This window comes from Candidatus Nomurabacteria bacterium (assembly GCA_020631905.1).
In the GTDB taxonomy this organism is placed as follows: Bacteria; Patescibacteriota; Saccharimonadia; order Saccharimonadales; family VXPC01; genus JACKGQ01.
This window is the reverse complement of the sequence record JACKGQ010000001.1, coordinates 38,319-53,250: the sequence shown is the minus strand read 5'-3', so window position 1 is coordinate 53,250 and position 14,932 is coordinate 38,319. Positions and strand designations below refer to the sequence as shown.

The 14,932-nt window shown below is 45.3% G+C and carries 16 protein-coding genes; 9 read left to right on the top strand and 7 right to left on the bottom strand.

Annotated elements, in window-relative coordinates; all coding sequences use genetic code 11:
• Positions 1-41 precede the first annotated feature (41 nt).
• From H6798_00330 to H6798_00320, 3 genes are all read right to left on the bottom strand, one after another.
• Positions 42-524, bottom strand: coding sequence for a type II secretion system protein (locus H6798_00330; GenBank protein MCB9820973.1), 483 nt, complete (start codon positions 522-524; stop codon positions 42-44).
• 97 nt (positions 525-621) lie between these two features.
• On the bottom strand, positions 622-1,677 hold the full coding sequence (locus tag H6798_00325) for a type II secretion system F family protein (protein ID MCB9820972.1): 1,056 nt from the start codon (positions 1,675-1,677) through the stop codon (positions 622-624).
• 172 nt (positions 1,678-1,849) lie between these two features.
• Entirely contained in the window at positions 1,850-3,607 is a 1,758-nt protein-coding gene (locus H6798_00320) for a type II/IV secretion system protein (GenBank protein ID MCB9820971.1), read from the bottom strand.
• Between the two features lie 125 nt (positions 3,608-3,732).
• Between H6798_00320 and recA the strand changes: the two genes are divergently transcribed.
• The 4 genes from recA to H6798_00300 are packed head-to-tail and all read left to right on the top strand — an operon-like array spanning position 3,733 to position 6,403.
• Positions 3,733-4,755: a recombinase RecA gene (recA, locus tag H6798_00315; GenBank protein ID MCB9820970.1), complete on the top strand. Its 1,023-nt coding sequence runs from the start codon at positions 3,733-3,735 to the stop codon at positions 4,753-4,755.
• 3 nt (positions 4,756-4,758) lie between these two features.
• On the top strand, positions 4,759-5,388 hold the full coding sequence (locus H6798_00310) for a hypothetical protein (protein ID MCB9820969.1): 630 nt from the start codon (positions 4,759-4,761) through the stop codon (positions 5,386-5,388).
• On the top strand, positions 5,375-5,782 hold the full coding sequence (locus H6798_00305; protein MCB9820968.1) for a hypothetical protein: 408 nt from the start codon (positions 5,375-5,377) through the stop codon (positions 5,780-5,782). The genes H6798_00310 and H6798_00305 overlap by 14 nt, the downstream gene beginning before the upstream one ends.
• Before the next feature lie 18 nt (positions 5,783-5,800).
• Positions 5,801-6,403, top strand: coding sequence for a RecX family transcriptional regulator (locus tag H6798_00300; GenBank protein MCB9820967.1), 603 nt, complete (start codon positions 5,801-5,803; stop codon positions 6,401-6,403).
• Here the strand turns inward: H6798_00300 and H6798_00295 are convergent.
• Complete coding sequence (locus tag H6798_00295; protein ID MCB9820966.1) at positions 6,390-7,937, bottom strand: hypothetical protein; 1,548 nt, start codon at positions 7,935-7,937, stop codon at positions 6,390-6,392. The two genes, H6798_00300 and H6798_00295, sit on opposite strands and share 14 nt — an antisense overlap.
• 53 nt (positions 7,938-7,990) lie before the next feature.
• Complete coding sequence (locus H6798_00290) at positions 7,991-8,509, bottom strand: hypothetical protein (GenBank protein ID MCB9820965.1); 519 nt, start codon at positions 8,507-8,509, stop codon at positions 7,991-7,993.
• Positions 8,510-8,573: 64 nt separating this feature from the next.
• Between H6798_00290 and H6798_00285 the strand changes: the two genes are divergently transcribed.
• The 5 genes from H6798_00285 (at position 8,574) to H6798_00265 (ending at position 13,764) form a co-directional block, all read left to right on the top strand.
• The gene (locus H6798_00285) at positions 8,574-10,460 is read left to right on the top strand and encodes a lamin tail domain-containing protein (GenBank protein MCB9820964.1); all 1,887 of its coding nucleotides are present in this window, start codon (positions 8,574-8,576) and stop codon (positions 10,458-10,460) included.
• Entirely contained in the window at positions 10,393-10,860 is a 468-nt protein-coding gene (gene tsaE, locus H6798_00280; GenBank protein MCB9820963.1) for a tRNA (adenosine(37)-N6)-threonylcarbamoyltransferase complex ATPase subunit type 1 TsaE, read from the top strand. The genes H6798_00285 and tsaE overlap by 68 nt, the downstream gene beginning before the upstream one ends.
• A complete protein-coding gene (gene tsaB, locus H6798_00275) occupies positions 10,857-11,237 on the top strand; it encodes a tRNA (adenosine(37)-N6)-threonylcarbamoyltransferase complex dimerization subunit type 1 TsaB (protein ID MCB9820962.1) in 381 nt (126 codons plus the stop codon). Before tsaE ends, tsaB begins: the two co-directional genes overlap by 4 nt.
• 186 nt (positions 11,238-11,423) lie before the next feature.
• The gene (gene rny / locus H6798_00270) at positions 11,424-12,938 is read left to right on the top strand and encodes a ribonuclease Y (protein MCB9820961.1); all 1,515 of its coding nucleotides are present in this window, start codon (positions 11,424-11,426) and stop codon (positions 12,936-12,938) included.
• 31 nt (positions 12,939-12,969) lie between these two features.
• Positions 12,970-13,764 (top strand): YmdB family metallophosphoesterase, encoded by a 795-nt coding sequence (locus tag H6798_00265; protein ID MCB9820960.1) that lies wholly within the window; start codon positions 12,970-12,972, stop codon positions 13,762-13,764.
• On the opposite strand, the gene H6798_00260 is transcribed toward H6798_00265, so the two are convergent.
• Positions 13,761-14,279, bottom strand: a complete 519-nt coding sequence (locus H6798_00260; GenBank protein MCB9820959.1) for a hypothetical protein — start codon at positions 14,277-14,279, stop codon at positions 13,761-13,763. The genes H6798_00265 and H6798_00260 overlap by 4 nt on opposite strands.
• A gap of 11 nt (positions 14,280-14,290) precedes the next feature.
• Entirely contained in the window at positions 14,291-14,929 is a 639-nt protein-coding gene (locus tag H6798_00255; protein ID MCB9820958.1) for a hypothetical protein, read from the bottom strand.
• Positions 14,930-14,932: the final 3 nt, after the last annotated feature.

The following is a 14,932-nucleotide window of genomic DNA, read 5'->3' as shown; positions in this document are numbered from 1 at the left end:
CTCCCCGTTACCAGGGAGTTTTTTATTAAAAGTTAAGCTGTTTAGTTTAAGCTTGCTTTTTCGTATGGAGCAAAAGTTGAACCACCATCTTCTAGCCATGAATATAGAACGTAGCTAGAGCATGTATCGGTTGCACCTGTGCCTGAGCAGCCGTAGGCAGCGTAAGTGTATTGTGCGCCACTTGGCTTGGTTGCTGTATAGCCTGTTGCTGGCTTAGCAGTTGCAGTTACACCACTCATAGAGATGGCGTTGCCATCTGGATCGTTTAGAGCCTCACCGTCGATGCCGGCTAATACTGTTGCGTCGAATGTTGTCGGGTAGTTGCCGTTCGAGTTGTAGTAGTTTTCTAGCTGTGCGTGCATAGCGTTGATGTCAGTTTTTCGCTGAGAGTCACGAGCTTTTGCCTGTGCACCTTGGAAGTTATTTAATACCAATCCGGCCAAGATACCGATGATTGCGATCACAATCAAGAGTTCAATAATTGTGAAACCTTGACGTGCTGTTCTTAGTGTTGACTTGAGCATAGAGCCCACCTCCTTATTATGCTTATAAAAGCCTTTTTCTTATGGCTATGGACTGATTATCGCTTATGCTTATTTCAGAGTCAAGTATAAAACTTGTCTATATCTGCTGTGATAAGTTACTTATCGGTCCGAGAACAGACGCCGCTACTAGTCCAACCATGCCACCCATAAAGACTATTAAGATAGGCTCTAAGATGGAACTAATACTGTCAACAGCTGCGTCAACTTCTTCTTCGTAGAAATCAGCCACTTTAATTAATATCGTGTCTGTTTGTCCGGTTTCTTCACCGATCGCCAACATCTGGCTAACTATCGGCGGGAAGACCTCACTTCGACTAATTGGTTCTGACAACTGCTTACCGTTGGCGACTTCTTTAGCTGCCGCCAGTAGCTCTTTTTCGACAACTTTGTTCCCAATCGCCTTAGAGGTAATTTCGATCGTTTCAACTACTGATACTCCAGCACTCATTAAGCTAGCAAAAGTGCGGGCGAACCGAGCAATTGCAACTTTGTTTACGATTGGACCAATCGCAGGCAGCTTGAACAGCATTCGGTCGAATTGTTCTTGACCCTTGGGTGATTTTTTCCAACGTCTAAAGGCAAACGCACCAACTACTACGAATATGAGCTCGATATACCAATATGTTGTCATGAAGTTACTGATTTGCATCATTACTCGAGTAAGTGTTGGCAGCTCGGCACCATTAGTTAAGTCGCTAACTATATTGCCAATTTTTGGGACAACCACAGTCATTAACCCTATAAATACCGCGACGGCAATTGTAATCAGCACAACTGGGTACGTCATAGCACTCTTAAACTTATGTCTGATAGCCGAATCTTTTTCTTGCTGAAAAGCTAATTTCTTGAGAATTTCATCCAAAATACCGCCAGCTTCACCAGCCCGAACCATGTTTATATATATTGGCGAGAATATATCTGGATGTTTAGCTAAAGCATCGGCAAACGCCATACCACCTTCAACATCGCGAGTAATCTGGCCCACGGTTTTCTGGAAATACTGGTTTTCGGTCTGGCTCTGAAGGGTAGCCAAGCTTCTTACTAAAGGCACTCCGGCATTAATCATTGTCGCAAGCTGTCGAGTGAAGACAACCTTATCTTTAAGTTTTGGCTTATTGTTGCCAATCTGCATATTGGCCGCATTTGATAAGCTAAAGCCGCCAGCTTTTTTAGCCGACAGCAGTTGCACACCTTGTTTGCTTAAGATTTCTGCCAGTTCTTGAGTACTACCGGCATCTTGTGTTCCAGTGACTCGCTTATTCTCTTTGCTCAGGGCTTGATAATTAAAAGTGGCCATAAATTATCTACTCTCTAGTTACTCTTAAGATTTCCTCTATCGATGTCATTCCAAGTGAAGCCTTTACAAGTCCATCGATCTGCATTGTGACCATGCCTTCCTTAATGGCTTGCTGTTGGATCTGTTCACTGGTAGCGTTTGAGACAATTAGCTTCTGGATTTCGCTACTGTTACGCAGTACCTCGTAGATACCCATTCTGCCACGGTAGCCAGAATGATCTTTTAAGTCTGACTTTGGTCGGAAGAAGGTCAACTTACTATCCTTAGATTTTTCGAGCCCAAATGCTTCTCGGGCTTGGTCGCATAGTTTACCGATTCTGGCCCAATCATCTTTTGTCTTAATGCTAAATACACGCTCGATCTCGCGCATTTCGTTTGCATCTGGTTCGTACTCTTCAGCATCTTCCTGGATGAGTTTACGAACAAGGCGTTGACCCACGACAACTCGGATCACACTAGCAATTAGGAAGGGTTCAATTTCCATGTCTAGTAAACGAGGCAAACAGGTGGCTGCGTTATTAGTGTGTAATGTGCTAAAAACTAAGTGGCCAGTCAACGCTGCTTGGACGCCGAGTCCAGCAGTTTCACCATCACGAATTTCTCCTACCATGATAATGTTTGGGTCCTGCCGAAGCAGTGCTCTGAGGCCATTTGCAAAAGTCATGCCAGCCACAGGGTTCACTTGCGTCTGATTTACACCCTGTATCTTGTATTCGACTGGATCTTCAACGGTTGAAATATTTACGTCTGGGCTATTTAGAATATTTAAAACACTTTGCAGAGTTGTAGATTTCCCTGATCCGGTCGGCCCTGTTACTAGGATCATACCATGAGGCTGAGCTGCGGCTTCGTTTATACTACTCAGAGCCGCTCCCCAGAAACCAAGCTTATCTAGAGATAGCGGTTCGCTCGACTCATCGAGCACACGCATAACTACTTTTTCGCCTTCTGTAATTGGCAAGGTGCTTACACGAAACGCAAACAGACGTCCATTCATGTTAATTTTGAATCGACCGTCTTGAGGCGCTCGGCGTTCGTCGATTTTTAGATTGCTTAGAATCTTGATTCTTGAAACTAGTGCATTTAGAGTTCGCTTTGGTAGTTTATTGACTTCTTTTAGCACTCCATCCACCCGATATCTTATCGATACATATTTTTCACGAGGTTCGATATGAATATCACTCGCACCGCTCTTGATTGCGTATTCCACCAACAGATTGACAGTCTGGGCTATAGGGGAGTCTTCGCTGGTAACTTCTTCTTCGTCGACCTCTTCCTCTTCTTCGTCTTCGCCGTCGGTAATGACTTTGGTAATCTCACTACTAATATTCCCTCGGTATTGGTCGAGTGCACTCAATATATTATTGTGGGTTGCAATATAAATTTTGATTGTTCCGGTAAACATTTTCTTGAGAACATCCAGGGCTTGTAAGTCGTCGGGATCTTCCATGGCGATGTGTTTAACGCTCTCTTCGAAGTCATCTTTAAAGAGAATCATATTGTATTTGCGGGCAATTTTTTCAGGGATTTGCCGAACAATATCCATGTTTAAGTTTTTGACATCGATCTCAGTAAAAGCAACGCCTATCTCTTTAGAGTAAAGCTCGGTTAACTCAGCTTCGCTTAACTTATTCTCCTTAGCGAGCATTTCTTGCAGGGTAATTTTTTCGTCTTTAGCTTGAAGCTCGAGCTGATCAAGCTCATCTTTTTCTAGCTTTCCAGACTCTAGCAGTAGTCTCGAGACAGTTGCATTTGGAATATTCATGCTTGTGTTTATTGTACAGGATGCCAAACTCATCAGCTAGAGTTGCGAAGTATGGTTTTTTTAACATCGTACCCATAGGTGATTTCAGGTATACTTATGCTAGTAAAAGTCATGTGGAGGTAGAAATGGCAACTAGCAAAAAGGCAGACGACTCGCCAGTTAAGGACGATGCCAAAATGAAAGCTCTCGGTGCGGCTCTCGAACAAATCGAAAAACAGTTTGGCAAGGGTAGTATTATGCGTCTTGGCGCAGAACACACAATTAATGTCGAAACTACAAAGACAGGTGCGCTGAGTTTAGATATGGCCTTGGGTGGCGGTATTCCGAAAGGTCGAATCATCGAAGTTTATGGCCCCGAAAGTAGTGGTAAAACTACACTTACACTCCATGCAATCGCCGAACTGCAAAAAGCTGGCGGTACAGCTGCTTTTGTTGACGCCGAACACGCCCTCGACCCACAGTACGCTAAAAGGATTGGTGTGAATATCGATGAGCTTCTTCTCTCGCAGCCAGATAATGGCGAACAAGCTCTCGAAATTGTCGAAACCTTAGTCCGTTCTGGAGCGGTCGACATGGTAGTAGTCGACTCGGTGGCTGCACTTACTCCGCAGGCAGAGATTGAAGGTGATATGGGCGATAGCCACATGGGCTTGCAGGCTCGCCTAATGAGCCAAGCTTTGCGTAAGCTAACTGGGATAATCAACAAAAGTAAATGCACAGTTATCTTTATTAACCAACTCCGCATGAAGATCGGGGTGATGTTTGGTAATCCAGAAACTACTACTGGTGGTAATGCTCTTAAGTTTTATGCGAGTGTGCGCATGGATATCCGCCGAATTAGCCAGATCAAGGCAGGTGAAGATATTATTGGCAACCGCGTACGTGTAAAAGTGGTCAAGAATAAGATCGCACCACCTTTCCGCCAGACCGAGTTCGATATCATGTATAACGAAGGTATTAGCACCGAAGGCGATGTGCTCGATCTAGCTACCGACCGCGGCATTGTCGAAAAAGCTGGTGCGTGGTTTAGCTACGGCTCAGACAAAATCGCCCAAGGCCGCGAAGCTGCCAAGCAGTATCTTAAAGACAATCCAAAAGTCCTTGCCGAAATCGACAAAAAAATCCGCTCTATTAAAACTGAGGAGTAGTCTGTGACAGAGCAGTCAGCACTGACACGCGAGCCAGAAAAGCCAGAGAGGTTATTTGTTGGCTCGAGCCAACGACTCAGTCTGCTGGATCCTGCCTACAACAGAGCTAAGCCAAACGAGGACGTACCGAATTTTGTGTACGCTAGTTCAGACATGGGCTATGCGCTGTGTTTTGCTTTCGATTGGGCATATAAACCTGATGATCCAGAATATCAATTATCACGTTTTACAGACGGGGGAGCTTGGAGGCTAGCTGTGGACACGCAAGGCATACAGCGCATGCGCAACACTCCTGGATATCTATATGAGCTAGACTCAAAGCAGTTTAGATCGGCAGTCGGGCATGGTACTCCAAATACTGAATGGGTGTCGGAAGAGATAGTCACTCCTTTGAGCACACGTGAGGTAAATGTTTTGGATGAGGTAATGGCTAGTGGTGTACAAGTTTATCTAACGGATGAAAGCATCCTGAGAGCAATGGCAGAAGATCCGCAGCATGGATTTAGCGCATATAGGCAGTTGGATCAAGTCGGGGCATGTATAAATCAATCTGAAAAGCCGGAAAGTTATGTAAGTCTCGAGGCAGAAGCCTGCAGTGAAAGTTCAGGAGCGCACCCTAATGCGTCGACCTAGACCACTTTCCTATGTCGCCCGCAAGATTGGTATGTTTTCTGACGAATCCGATAGCATCAGAGTAGCGAGCCTTGCAGAACTAGCAAGTAATGAAGTGACTCAAGATGGTGCCTATGTTTTAAGGCGTGTATGCAACGTTATAACCGGTTCGATGCTGACGTTTGCTAGCTTTGTCGCAGTGGATGTAGCCTGCAAGAGAGTTGATGTAGAGGTTAAGGTTGGCAATCAACTGTTTCGAACACTCGGCGGTTACACCCTCGAAGCCATTTATTACCTACCAGATCTAGGTTTCGCGACATTGGCTGGGCTTGTGGCTCTTGAGGCGTATGAAATAAAACGAGCGACTCCGGATGAATTAACGACTATTGAAGGCAACGAACCCGCTGGTGAGTAATCCAGTCGCCGCATTGACATGAAAATCACAAGTTTAAAAGCACAGATTAAGAATCCGGAGCGGGTGAGCGTGTATGTTGATGGTAAGTTTGCACTTGGCTTAAGCCTCAATCAAATTGCCGATTTGGGCATCAAGAACGGCCAAGAAATTTCCGAAGCCGAGCTTAAAGTTCTGCAAAAACACTCCGACATGGGCAAAGCCTATGCACGTACACTCGATTGGTTGCTGCGCCGGCCACACTCGCGTCGTGAATTATATAATCGATTATATAATCTAAAATACGACGACGAGGAAAAAGACTATATCGTGGCCAGAGTCGAGAGGTATTTAGACGACGAAGCATTCGCACGGTTTTGGGTCGAGTGCAGGCGAGGTAGCAAAGCCAAAAGCGCTCGAGTAATTCGTGGTGAACTAGCCCAAAAAGGGGTGGCCAAAGAAATTATAGACAAAGTTTTGGTCGAAAACGAGGCAACTGACCAAGACATGCTCAAAAAACTAATTACCAAAAAGTCACGCCAAACCAAATACCAAGACACGCAAAAGTTGATTGAGTATCTGTTGAGGCAAGGCTTTAGCTACGACGATATAAAAAAGTGTCTAGATGATATTAGGCCCGAGTAAGTTGACTGGCGACTTTATTGCAGACGACAACACTTATTACCCTGCCAGATGAACCTGTGCCTCCAATGCTAAAGCCAACATCATTACCGCTATAGCGTTTCACTACCTTAGTTCTAAAGTGATCTGCAGCATGTTCGACTAACTTTGCAGAGGATGACCACAAGACAATACGTACTCGCTTCTGGTCGGCGGTATCTACCGATTGGTTACGTGTGTAATGTTCAAAGGCTATTTCTAGCAGTTCTGCGGCAAGCTCGATTCCAGCAAATTCACCTTCAGGATTGTCGATATCGATTACGTACAGACCAACATGTCCTCTTCTGGCTTCGGCTAAAACTAATTCCGATGTGTCGCTCGATAACATTTGATCGTACGGTGTATATTTATCGATTATTTGCTCCCATGTCCTTGCTTGAGTCTCGTTGTCTTCGTAGATGACTGCGCTACCACCCGTTTTCGACGGACGGCCTACATTCTTATCTAATAATGACATTTCGGCCCATGTTGCCGGAAAATTCTCGAATCTATTCAGTCCGTGACCGGTATCGGTATTGGTGAATATCCCAAACTCATCTACGTGCGCAAGTTGATCAACCTCTTCGACTAACGATTCTCGAGCCAGCTGGTATATGTCAATAATGCGTTTTCCACCAGGGGTTCTAATAAGTTCATCTAAGGTTCTTTGGGCTTCTAATTCACTTATACTGTATGCCACCATCTGCTCTTCAGTTTGAGGCGATACTTGATAAGTCCGACATGCTTGCTGCCAGTACTGACCGGTTAATGCATGTGCCGCAGTTGCTATCCTCAAGGAAGCCAGCATCTGGATAGCATCTTCATCAAGATTAACTAACGATCTCTCCATGCGTCTAAAAAGCTGGTTAGCTACTAATATGCTTCTCAGGAGTACTCGGATTCGGGGGTCGATGTAGCAGAGCAGATAGGCTGATTCAGCACTATCATCTGGGAAACTAAATTCAGGATTAAAAATCATCTCTTGTGCTAACAAAAACAAATCGTCGAGCTTAGTATCTGTTTCACCACCGGCAAGTTTATTAAATATTTCGACAAACTCAGGCAGCCTTGTTGCTCTATATTGTTCTATAAGTTTAAGTACAATCGATGGGTCTAAATCCAAATTCTCTAATTGCCTTAATAGATCATCTTTGAATGCCTGGTCGACTCTTGCAGGTATGGGTCCTTGCCACGATCCAACTATTGAGCTCGGTTTGTCTGGACGATTGATACCAAATAGATTTAATAAGGATTCGCCATAATAGCTATGATTTATTTGTTTAAGAATTGCTGTCTGCAGGCACATATCTACTGATTGGGCTCCAAGATGTGCCGACAATCTTGAAGGGACGTTCTGTAATTCGGTGGGTGCGTTTATGCCAAAGATGGTACTCGACACTACCGGACGGCACCTCTGTAACACTTCGCGGTATATAAGGCCAGCCGCATCTACATCAATACTGCGCTGACAGTTGGTTGAAAAATCAGCTGGCGGGATAACGACTTCATTTTTCGACATCTGGTAATATTAATTATGTAAATACACCTATGCAAGCTCAAGCGTGAAGCTTATTAGTCGGTCGCCGTTACTTTGGCGCCAGAGCTAACGGTTTGTGGGCCATCATTGACTCGTATCTGACTGTCGTCGACTTCTAATATTTGGCTGCGGTGAATCGTAAATTCGTTCTGATTAAATCGACGTGATAGACTCGGCTTGCCAGAAATTGTCATAACTTCTGCTGTTTGTGGGTCAAAGCTAAAGTTCTCGGCAGTACCAAGCTTGCCACGACTACCAACAACTTTTTTGCCCGGTATCTGGTAGTTAATGTCCAAGATGCGCTGCAGCCTAGTTAGCTCTTCTACTGGTGAAATATTATGTAGATCGTCGATAATTAGGCCGCGCATATTAAAGTCACGCAAATCTTCGAACAGTAGTAGCTCGTCAACGTTTTTACCGCCGGTCTTTACCCAGAAAGCCACAACTTTTAGTCGATCTGGGTCGACAAGTATACCAGTTACTTCGGCAACCTTGCCGGCTAATCGGATGCTCGAGACAGGCATTCCTATTACATTCTTGGCTAAAAATAACATAAAAATATTGTACTCACCCCGACTTAAACAACAAAGCCAAAAATGCTCATGTTATAGTAGACTCATGAAAAAGATAATGCAGGCTATGCTAATCGCTTTTTCCCCACTTTTTTGTTATGCGCCTGTTCACTCTGAGTCGGTTTCGCAGCCGGCAACTATTTGGATAAGTGAAGTACAGACCGAGGGCGAGGCTGCTCTCGACGAAATGATCGAGATTTATAATCCAGGTGATGGGTTCTTTAATATGGAAGGATACGAGATTGTTTATGTGTCGGCGAGTGGTTCGACGACTAGTTTAGAAGTCGATTTAACTGGCTGGCTGGCGCCACGTAGCTATATATTCTTTGTTCGCGAGGAATACCCAGATCCCGATGCCTCGGGGTTTCTGCAAAAAGCTTCCGGAATGGCCGCTAGTGGTGGTCATGTCGTCGTCCGCAGCGAAGACGAAGCAATTGAGCTCGATCGCTTAGGCTGGGGTACTGCCGTTTTTCCAGAGACACAAGTAGCAATAACTCACACCAACACAACTAGCTTGCAGCGAATTAATTTTGCGAATACGCTCGAGCCGGTTGATCCAGCCTGCGATGGAGTTACAGATCCTATGGTGCCGGTCGATCCAGCTACGGAACCGGCTCCAGGACTCAACTGTGAAGACCCAAGTCTTGCCTATACAGACGAGGAACTGGTGCAACTAATTGACACCAACGATAACTCGTTCGATTTCATGATGCTCGAACCAACACCCTTAAACACCAATACTGATCCACCAGAAGTGCCCGAAGACAATACTGGCGACACACCGCCTGTCGAAGATGTTCTTGATACTTCTACAGATCCAACCAATCCCGACGATGCTTTTCTCGAATTGGCTCCGGTTGTTATCAACGAGCTTCTACCCGACCCAGCCAGCCCAGTAACCGATGCCGAAGGTGAGTTTGTTGAGCTTTACAACCCGAACACTACCAATGTGAATTTAGACGGCATTGTTATGCAGATGGGCTCGACATATTCACGTAAGCTACCGCTTGATGGGATTACTCTTAAACCACAGCAGTATCTAGCAATCTACTCCGGTCAAGCGAATATATCTTTGGCTAATTCTGGTAGCTCGGTACGCCTGGTATTGCCGAGTGGCAAGGTTTGGGGAGCCGAAGTAAGCTACCCAAAGGTTAAAACAAGTGAAGCCTATGCTTTATTCGATGGTGTCTGGCGGTTCACTAGTATGCCCACCCCCAATAAACCAAATGTCTATCGAGCTTCAATTACAGTTGTTAAATCTGCTAGCAAAAAGTCGACTAGTAAGAAGACAAGTGTATATGTTGATCCGGCCAAGTTTAACATCTTTAAACCAATCATTATCACTGAGTTATTGCCAGACCCAGCCAGCCCAGTTAAGGATTCTGAGGGAGAGTTCATAGAACTCTACAACCCGAATAACAGTAAGATTGATCTAAGAGGCTTGATTGTCCAAACAGGAAGTAATTTTTCGTACAGCCACACTTTCTCGTCTGGTTCAATTGGTCCAGGCGAATACATCGTGCTTTATTCCAAGGATACCAGCTTAACTCTAAGCAATTCTGGTGGAGCGGCACGTCTACTATTGCCTAATGGGGAACAATGGGGTGATGTAGTTACGTATGATGAGGCAGAAACAGGCGAGTCTTATGCACTTATCGACGGCGTTTGGCAGTGGACGAGTTTACCTACTCCAGCTACCAAAAACGAACTTGTCGAGATCGTTAATCAAGCAACGAATGACACAGAAAGTTCTAACTCGAGTCAATTTTCGAGCGTTTACCGAGAGCCACCAAAGATCGAAAGCAGTCTGACTTCTTGGCTTATGGTTGGTGGGCTGGGGCTAGCTACGCTATTATATTCGGGTTATGAGTACCGACGCGACATTGCGCATAAAATCTGGCAGTACCGCACAAACCGAGCAACTAGCAAATAAACTAGCTGCTAATATTCGTGGTAACGAGGTGATCGAGCTGGCTAGCGATGTTGGTGGCGGAAAAACTACCTTTACCAAATTCTTGCTAGCTGCACTTGGCAGTGCAGATATGGTGAGCAGTCCAAGTTTTACAATCGAAAATATTTACTATTGTCCGAACTTCGAGGTCCACCATTTCGACTTCTACCGTCTAGAAGAAGCCGGGATTATGAGCGACGAATTCGACGAAGTTGTGCAAGCCGGCGAAGACCTAGTAATTATCGAGTGGGCAGGACTGGTACAAGACCTGTTACCCAAGCAGCGGTTGCAAATCAAAATCACTGCCCCAAGCGAGAACCAGCGTGAATTTGAGTTTATTTGCCCCGCGGAACTTAGCTATTTGACCGAGGGCATAGCATGAAGAACATCTTACTAATTCGCACCGATAAGCCCGAGTCCGAATTGTATCTGAACGACCAGAGCGTTATTTGGAGAGCCCACCGCGAACTTTCCGATACAATCTTACTCAAGATAAAAGAATTACTAGATGCTCAAGGTTTGAGCTACACAAGCATCGAGGGTATTGGCGTGTTCGAAGGCCCAGGCAGCTTTACTGGCTTACGCATAGGCATAACCGTGGCCAACACCCTAGCTTACGGACTAAATGTACCAATTGTTGGCGAGCAGGGTGATGCTTGGCAAACTCTGGCAGTCGCCAAGCTCGAAGCTGGTCAAGACCAGAAAATTGTCAAACCATTTTACGGTCGCGAAGCTCGCATAACCCAACCTCGAAAATAAATTTTGCAATCGTGCTAAACAGGACTATATTATAAGTAGAATCTGGTGAGTGTGGATTAGTCCGTAGAATCGCGGGTTCTAAAATTTTGATAAATTTATTGGCAACTGCGAGAGTCAAGAAATAGAGAAGTGATAGCGATTTTCTTGATGCGCTATTTTTGCCGCAAAATAGAAAGTAGGTAGGATATGGAACCAATTACCATTGTATTGGCGCTTGTTGGCGTTGCTGCTGGATTTGGAGCAAGTCAGGCACAGTCAAAGAAAAAATTAGGTTCGGTTCAGCAAGAAGCCGATAAAAGGCTCGATAAGGCTAAAAAAGAGGCCGACAAACTATTGAGTGATGCCAAAGAAGAGCAACACCGCATTTTAGACGAAGTACGCAAAGAAGAAACTAAACGCCGTAAAGATATCTCTGCGCTCGAAGAACGTCTGGTAGAGCGCGAAAGCAATCTCGACAAGAAGCTCGACGAGCTTGATAAAAGAACCGAGAAACTTCGCAAAGAAGAAGTCGAGATAACCGAACTCAAGGATGCCATTCGTGATATTCGGACCAAACAACAAGAAAAGCTCGAAAAAATCGCAAAGCTCAAAAAATCTGAAGCTGCCGATAAACTAATGGAAATGACCGAGCGCGATATCCGTGAAGATCTTAAAGGCCTTGTAGCAAAGTTGCAGAATGAAGCTCGTGATCAGGCAGACGAAAATGCAGCCGCCGTATTGGTCGGAGCGATGGAGCGGATGGCTAGCGAAGTAACTGCCGAACGAACAATCACTGCCGTCAAACTCGAAGACGAAGACATGAAGGGCCGAATCATCGGCAAAGAGGGTCGGAACATTCAATCGCTACAACGAGCCACAGGTGTGGACATCTTGGTCGACGATACGCCAGGCATGATTATCTTAAGCTGTTTCGACCCTGTACGTCGCGAAGTAGCTCGCCAAGCACTCGAGATGCTTATGAAAGATGGTCGAATCCATCCTGGCCGTATCGAAGAAGTAGTTGAGAAAGCTCAGGTGCAGGTTCAGAAGGATGTTACGAAAGCTGCCGAAGATGCCGCCCGCGAAGTGGGCATTGTCGGTATACCAAAAGAAGTCTTGCAGTTGCTTGGTGAACTTCGTTTTAGGACTAGCTATGGTCAAAATGTTCTAAAGCATAGTGTAGAAATGGCTCAGATTGCTGGTGTGCTTGCCGAGCAAATCGGCGCCGATGTAAAAATCTGTAAATATGCAGCTCTTGTACACGATCTAGGTAAATCATTGACCCATAAGATGGAAGGCAAGCACCATCATTTGAGTGGTGAAATGCTACGTAAGTATGGTGTTCCAGAAGAAATAGCTCATGCTGCCGAAGCTCACCACGACGATGTCGAGGCTACTACAATCGAAGCCATGGTGGTTCGAGTAGTCGATGCTGTTAGTGCCGCTCGTCCTGGTGCACGCAACATTAGTGCCGAAAACTTTATCGAGCGTATGAAGGATCTCGAAAATGTTGCCAATAGTTTTCCTGGTATCGAAAAGAGCTATGCAATTAGTGCCGGTCGCGAAATTCGGATTTTTGTTAAACCACAAGACCTCGATGATCTGCAAAGTATCAAAGTTGCTCGTGATATAGCCACTAAAATTGAGTCGACTATGCAGTACCCGGGCACGATTAAGGTAAACGTGATCCGCGAAACTCGGGCTATCGAATTCGCCAAATAGCAAAATCGACGACTTTTGTTAGGATAATAGTATGAAGATTCTATATTTTGGGGATGTTATGGGGAGTGCTGGGCAAGAAGTACTGCTGCATTATTTGCCAGAACTAAAAGAACAATACGAACCTGATGTGGTTGTAGCTCAGGGCGAGAACCTAAGCAATGGTCGCGGCATGAAGCTCGATGACGTTCGTAGGCTACAACAAGCCGGCGTAGATTTCTTTACTGGCGGCAACTGGACACCATTTGACGATGCAATTCGCCCGCAGCTCGAAAACCCAGCCGAGCCAATCATTGGCCCCGCCAACTTCGAAGCCTACACTGGACCAAGTGCCAAATTCTTGGAAAAGAATGGCAAGAAGATAATGTTCGTAAGTTTGCTTGGCCAAACGGTGGGCAAACCATTACCTGGTGTCGGTAATCCGCTAACTATGATTGATGAGATCTTGGATGAAGAGCTAGCTAAGCGTACACCCGACGCAATTATCGTGAACTTTCATGGTGACTACTCGAGTGAGAAGCGGATCATTGGCTACTACCTAGATGGCAAGGTGAGCGCAATTGTTGGCGACCACTGGCATGTGCCAACTGCCGATGCGATGATTTTACCAAACGGCACCGCCCACATCACTGATGTCGGCATGTGCGGTAACTTACATAGTAGTTTGGGTGTGAGTTTAGATAGTGTGATCCCCCGCTGGAAAGACAACGTTCAGACTAAGAACGAGCTAGACCAAAGCAAACCATGGCAACTGAACGCGGTATTAATTGAGACCAAGTCTGCAAGTAAATCAGACTCGATAACTCAGATCCAGAAACTCTTAAATTAGAATAGATTGATACCTAGATTTGAAAGTTGTTGTCTTTCATAAGCTTTACTCGCATGAGTTCTGCAGCATCTGGGTTTTGTGGGGTCGGGGTTTGCTACGGCGTGTAGTCGTGCGGCGTTGAATACAACACAATCACCCCGGTTGAGTTTAACAACCTGATAAATACCCGATCCACACAGGGTGCTGGCAGTTATCTGCTCACCAGCTTCGAGTAGAGCCAGGACTTCGCCATGGGTGTATTTATCAAAATTATCATCGGACGTAGAGCTTAGTGATTGTCCAAAAATAACACTTCCAACGTGAACAGCATATACTACCATTTGCTCTATGCTTGGTGGGCCGATGTAGTCAATATGCGGAGCGGTGAAATCTCCTGTCCATTCAGTCACGGATGTTTCACCAAGATGCCCTGTTAACGCATCAATTCCATCTAGCCCTTCTCTAACAATCAAAAGACCTCCTTGGGTTAGATTTGATCTTACGCTTGCCTCGATTGGGTTCGGTTTGACGAACATACTCACAAACCCTACCTACTCATCCGGAAAAAGTTAGAGGTACTTTGTCTTGAACCTTCGTCGCCAACACCTGTGGTAATTACAGTATGCATTAAAGCAGGGTCCATTATGATCACTTCACCTGCGCCGACAATGGCTTGAGTAAACTTGCTAGGCAAGACTTTCGGATCTACTACTCCATCTTCAACTAGTCTAACGGTGTGTCGCGGATGAATCACGACATTTGCAGCACTGCTTTCGTTTGCGTTTGGATCGTCGCCAACGATAATTCTTATTTCTCCAGCCGTAACCATTTTTGCGATTAAAAAGTCTGGTCTAGACCCGATCAACTTTGGGAGTGCGTCTCGGTGAAAGCTAGTAAGACATACTCTGCGCGCTTTGTCGTAGGCTAGATCTGGGTCTGTTATGCCAAGTATTTCTTCTAGTGCTAGGGGACTATAGGTCTGTGGTTGGGAAAAGTCGTATGAGTTGTAATATATATATCCAAGTTGCTCGAGTGATTCATAAAGATCTGGCCAAAGATCTGGGTTGAGCTTGGCTAGGATATGCTCTAGCCTAAGGCATTCTTCGATCAAGTCATCTGCATCAACATGATCTAAAGTCAGAGCATCAATTAGTTCTGCTCGAACAAAATCCTTAGTCTTTGCCATATA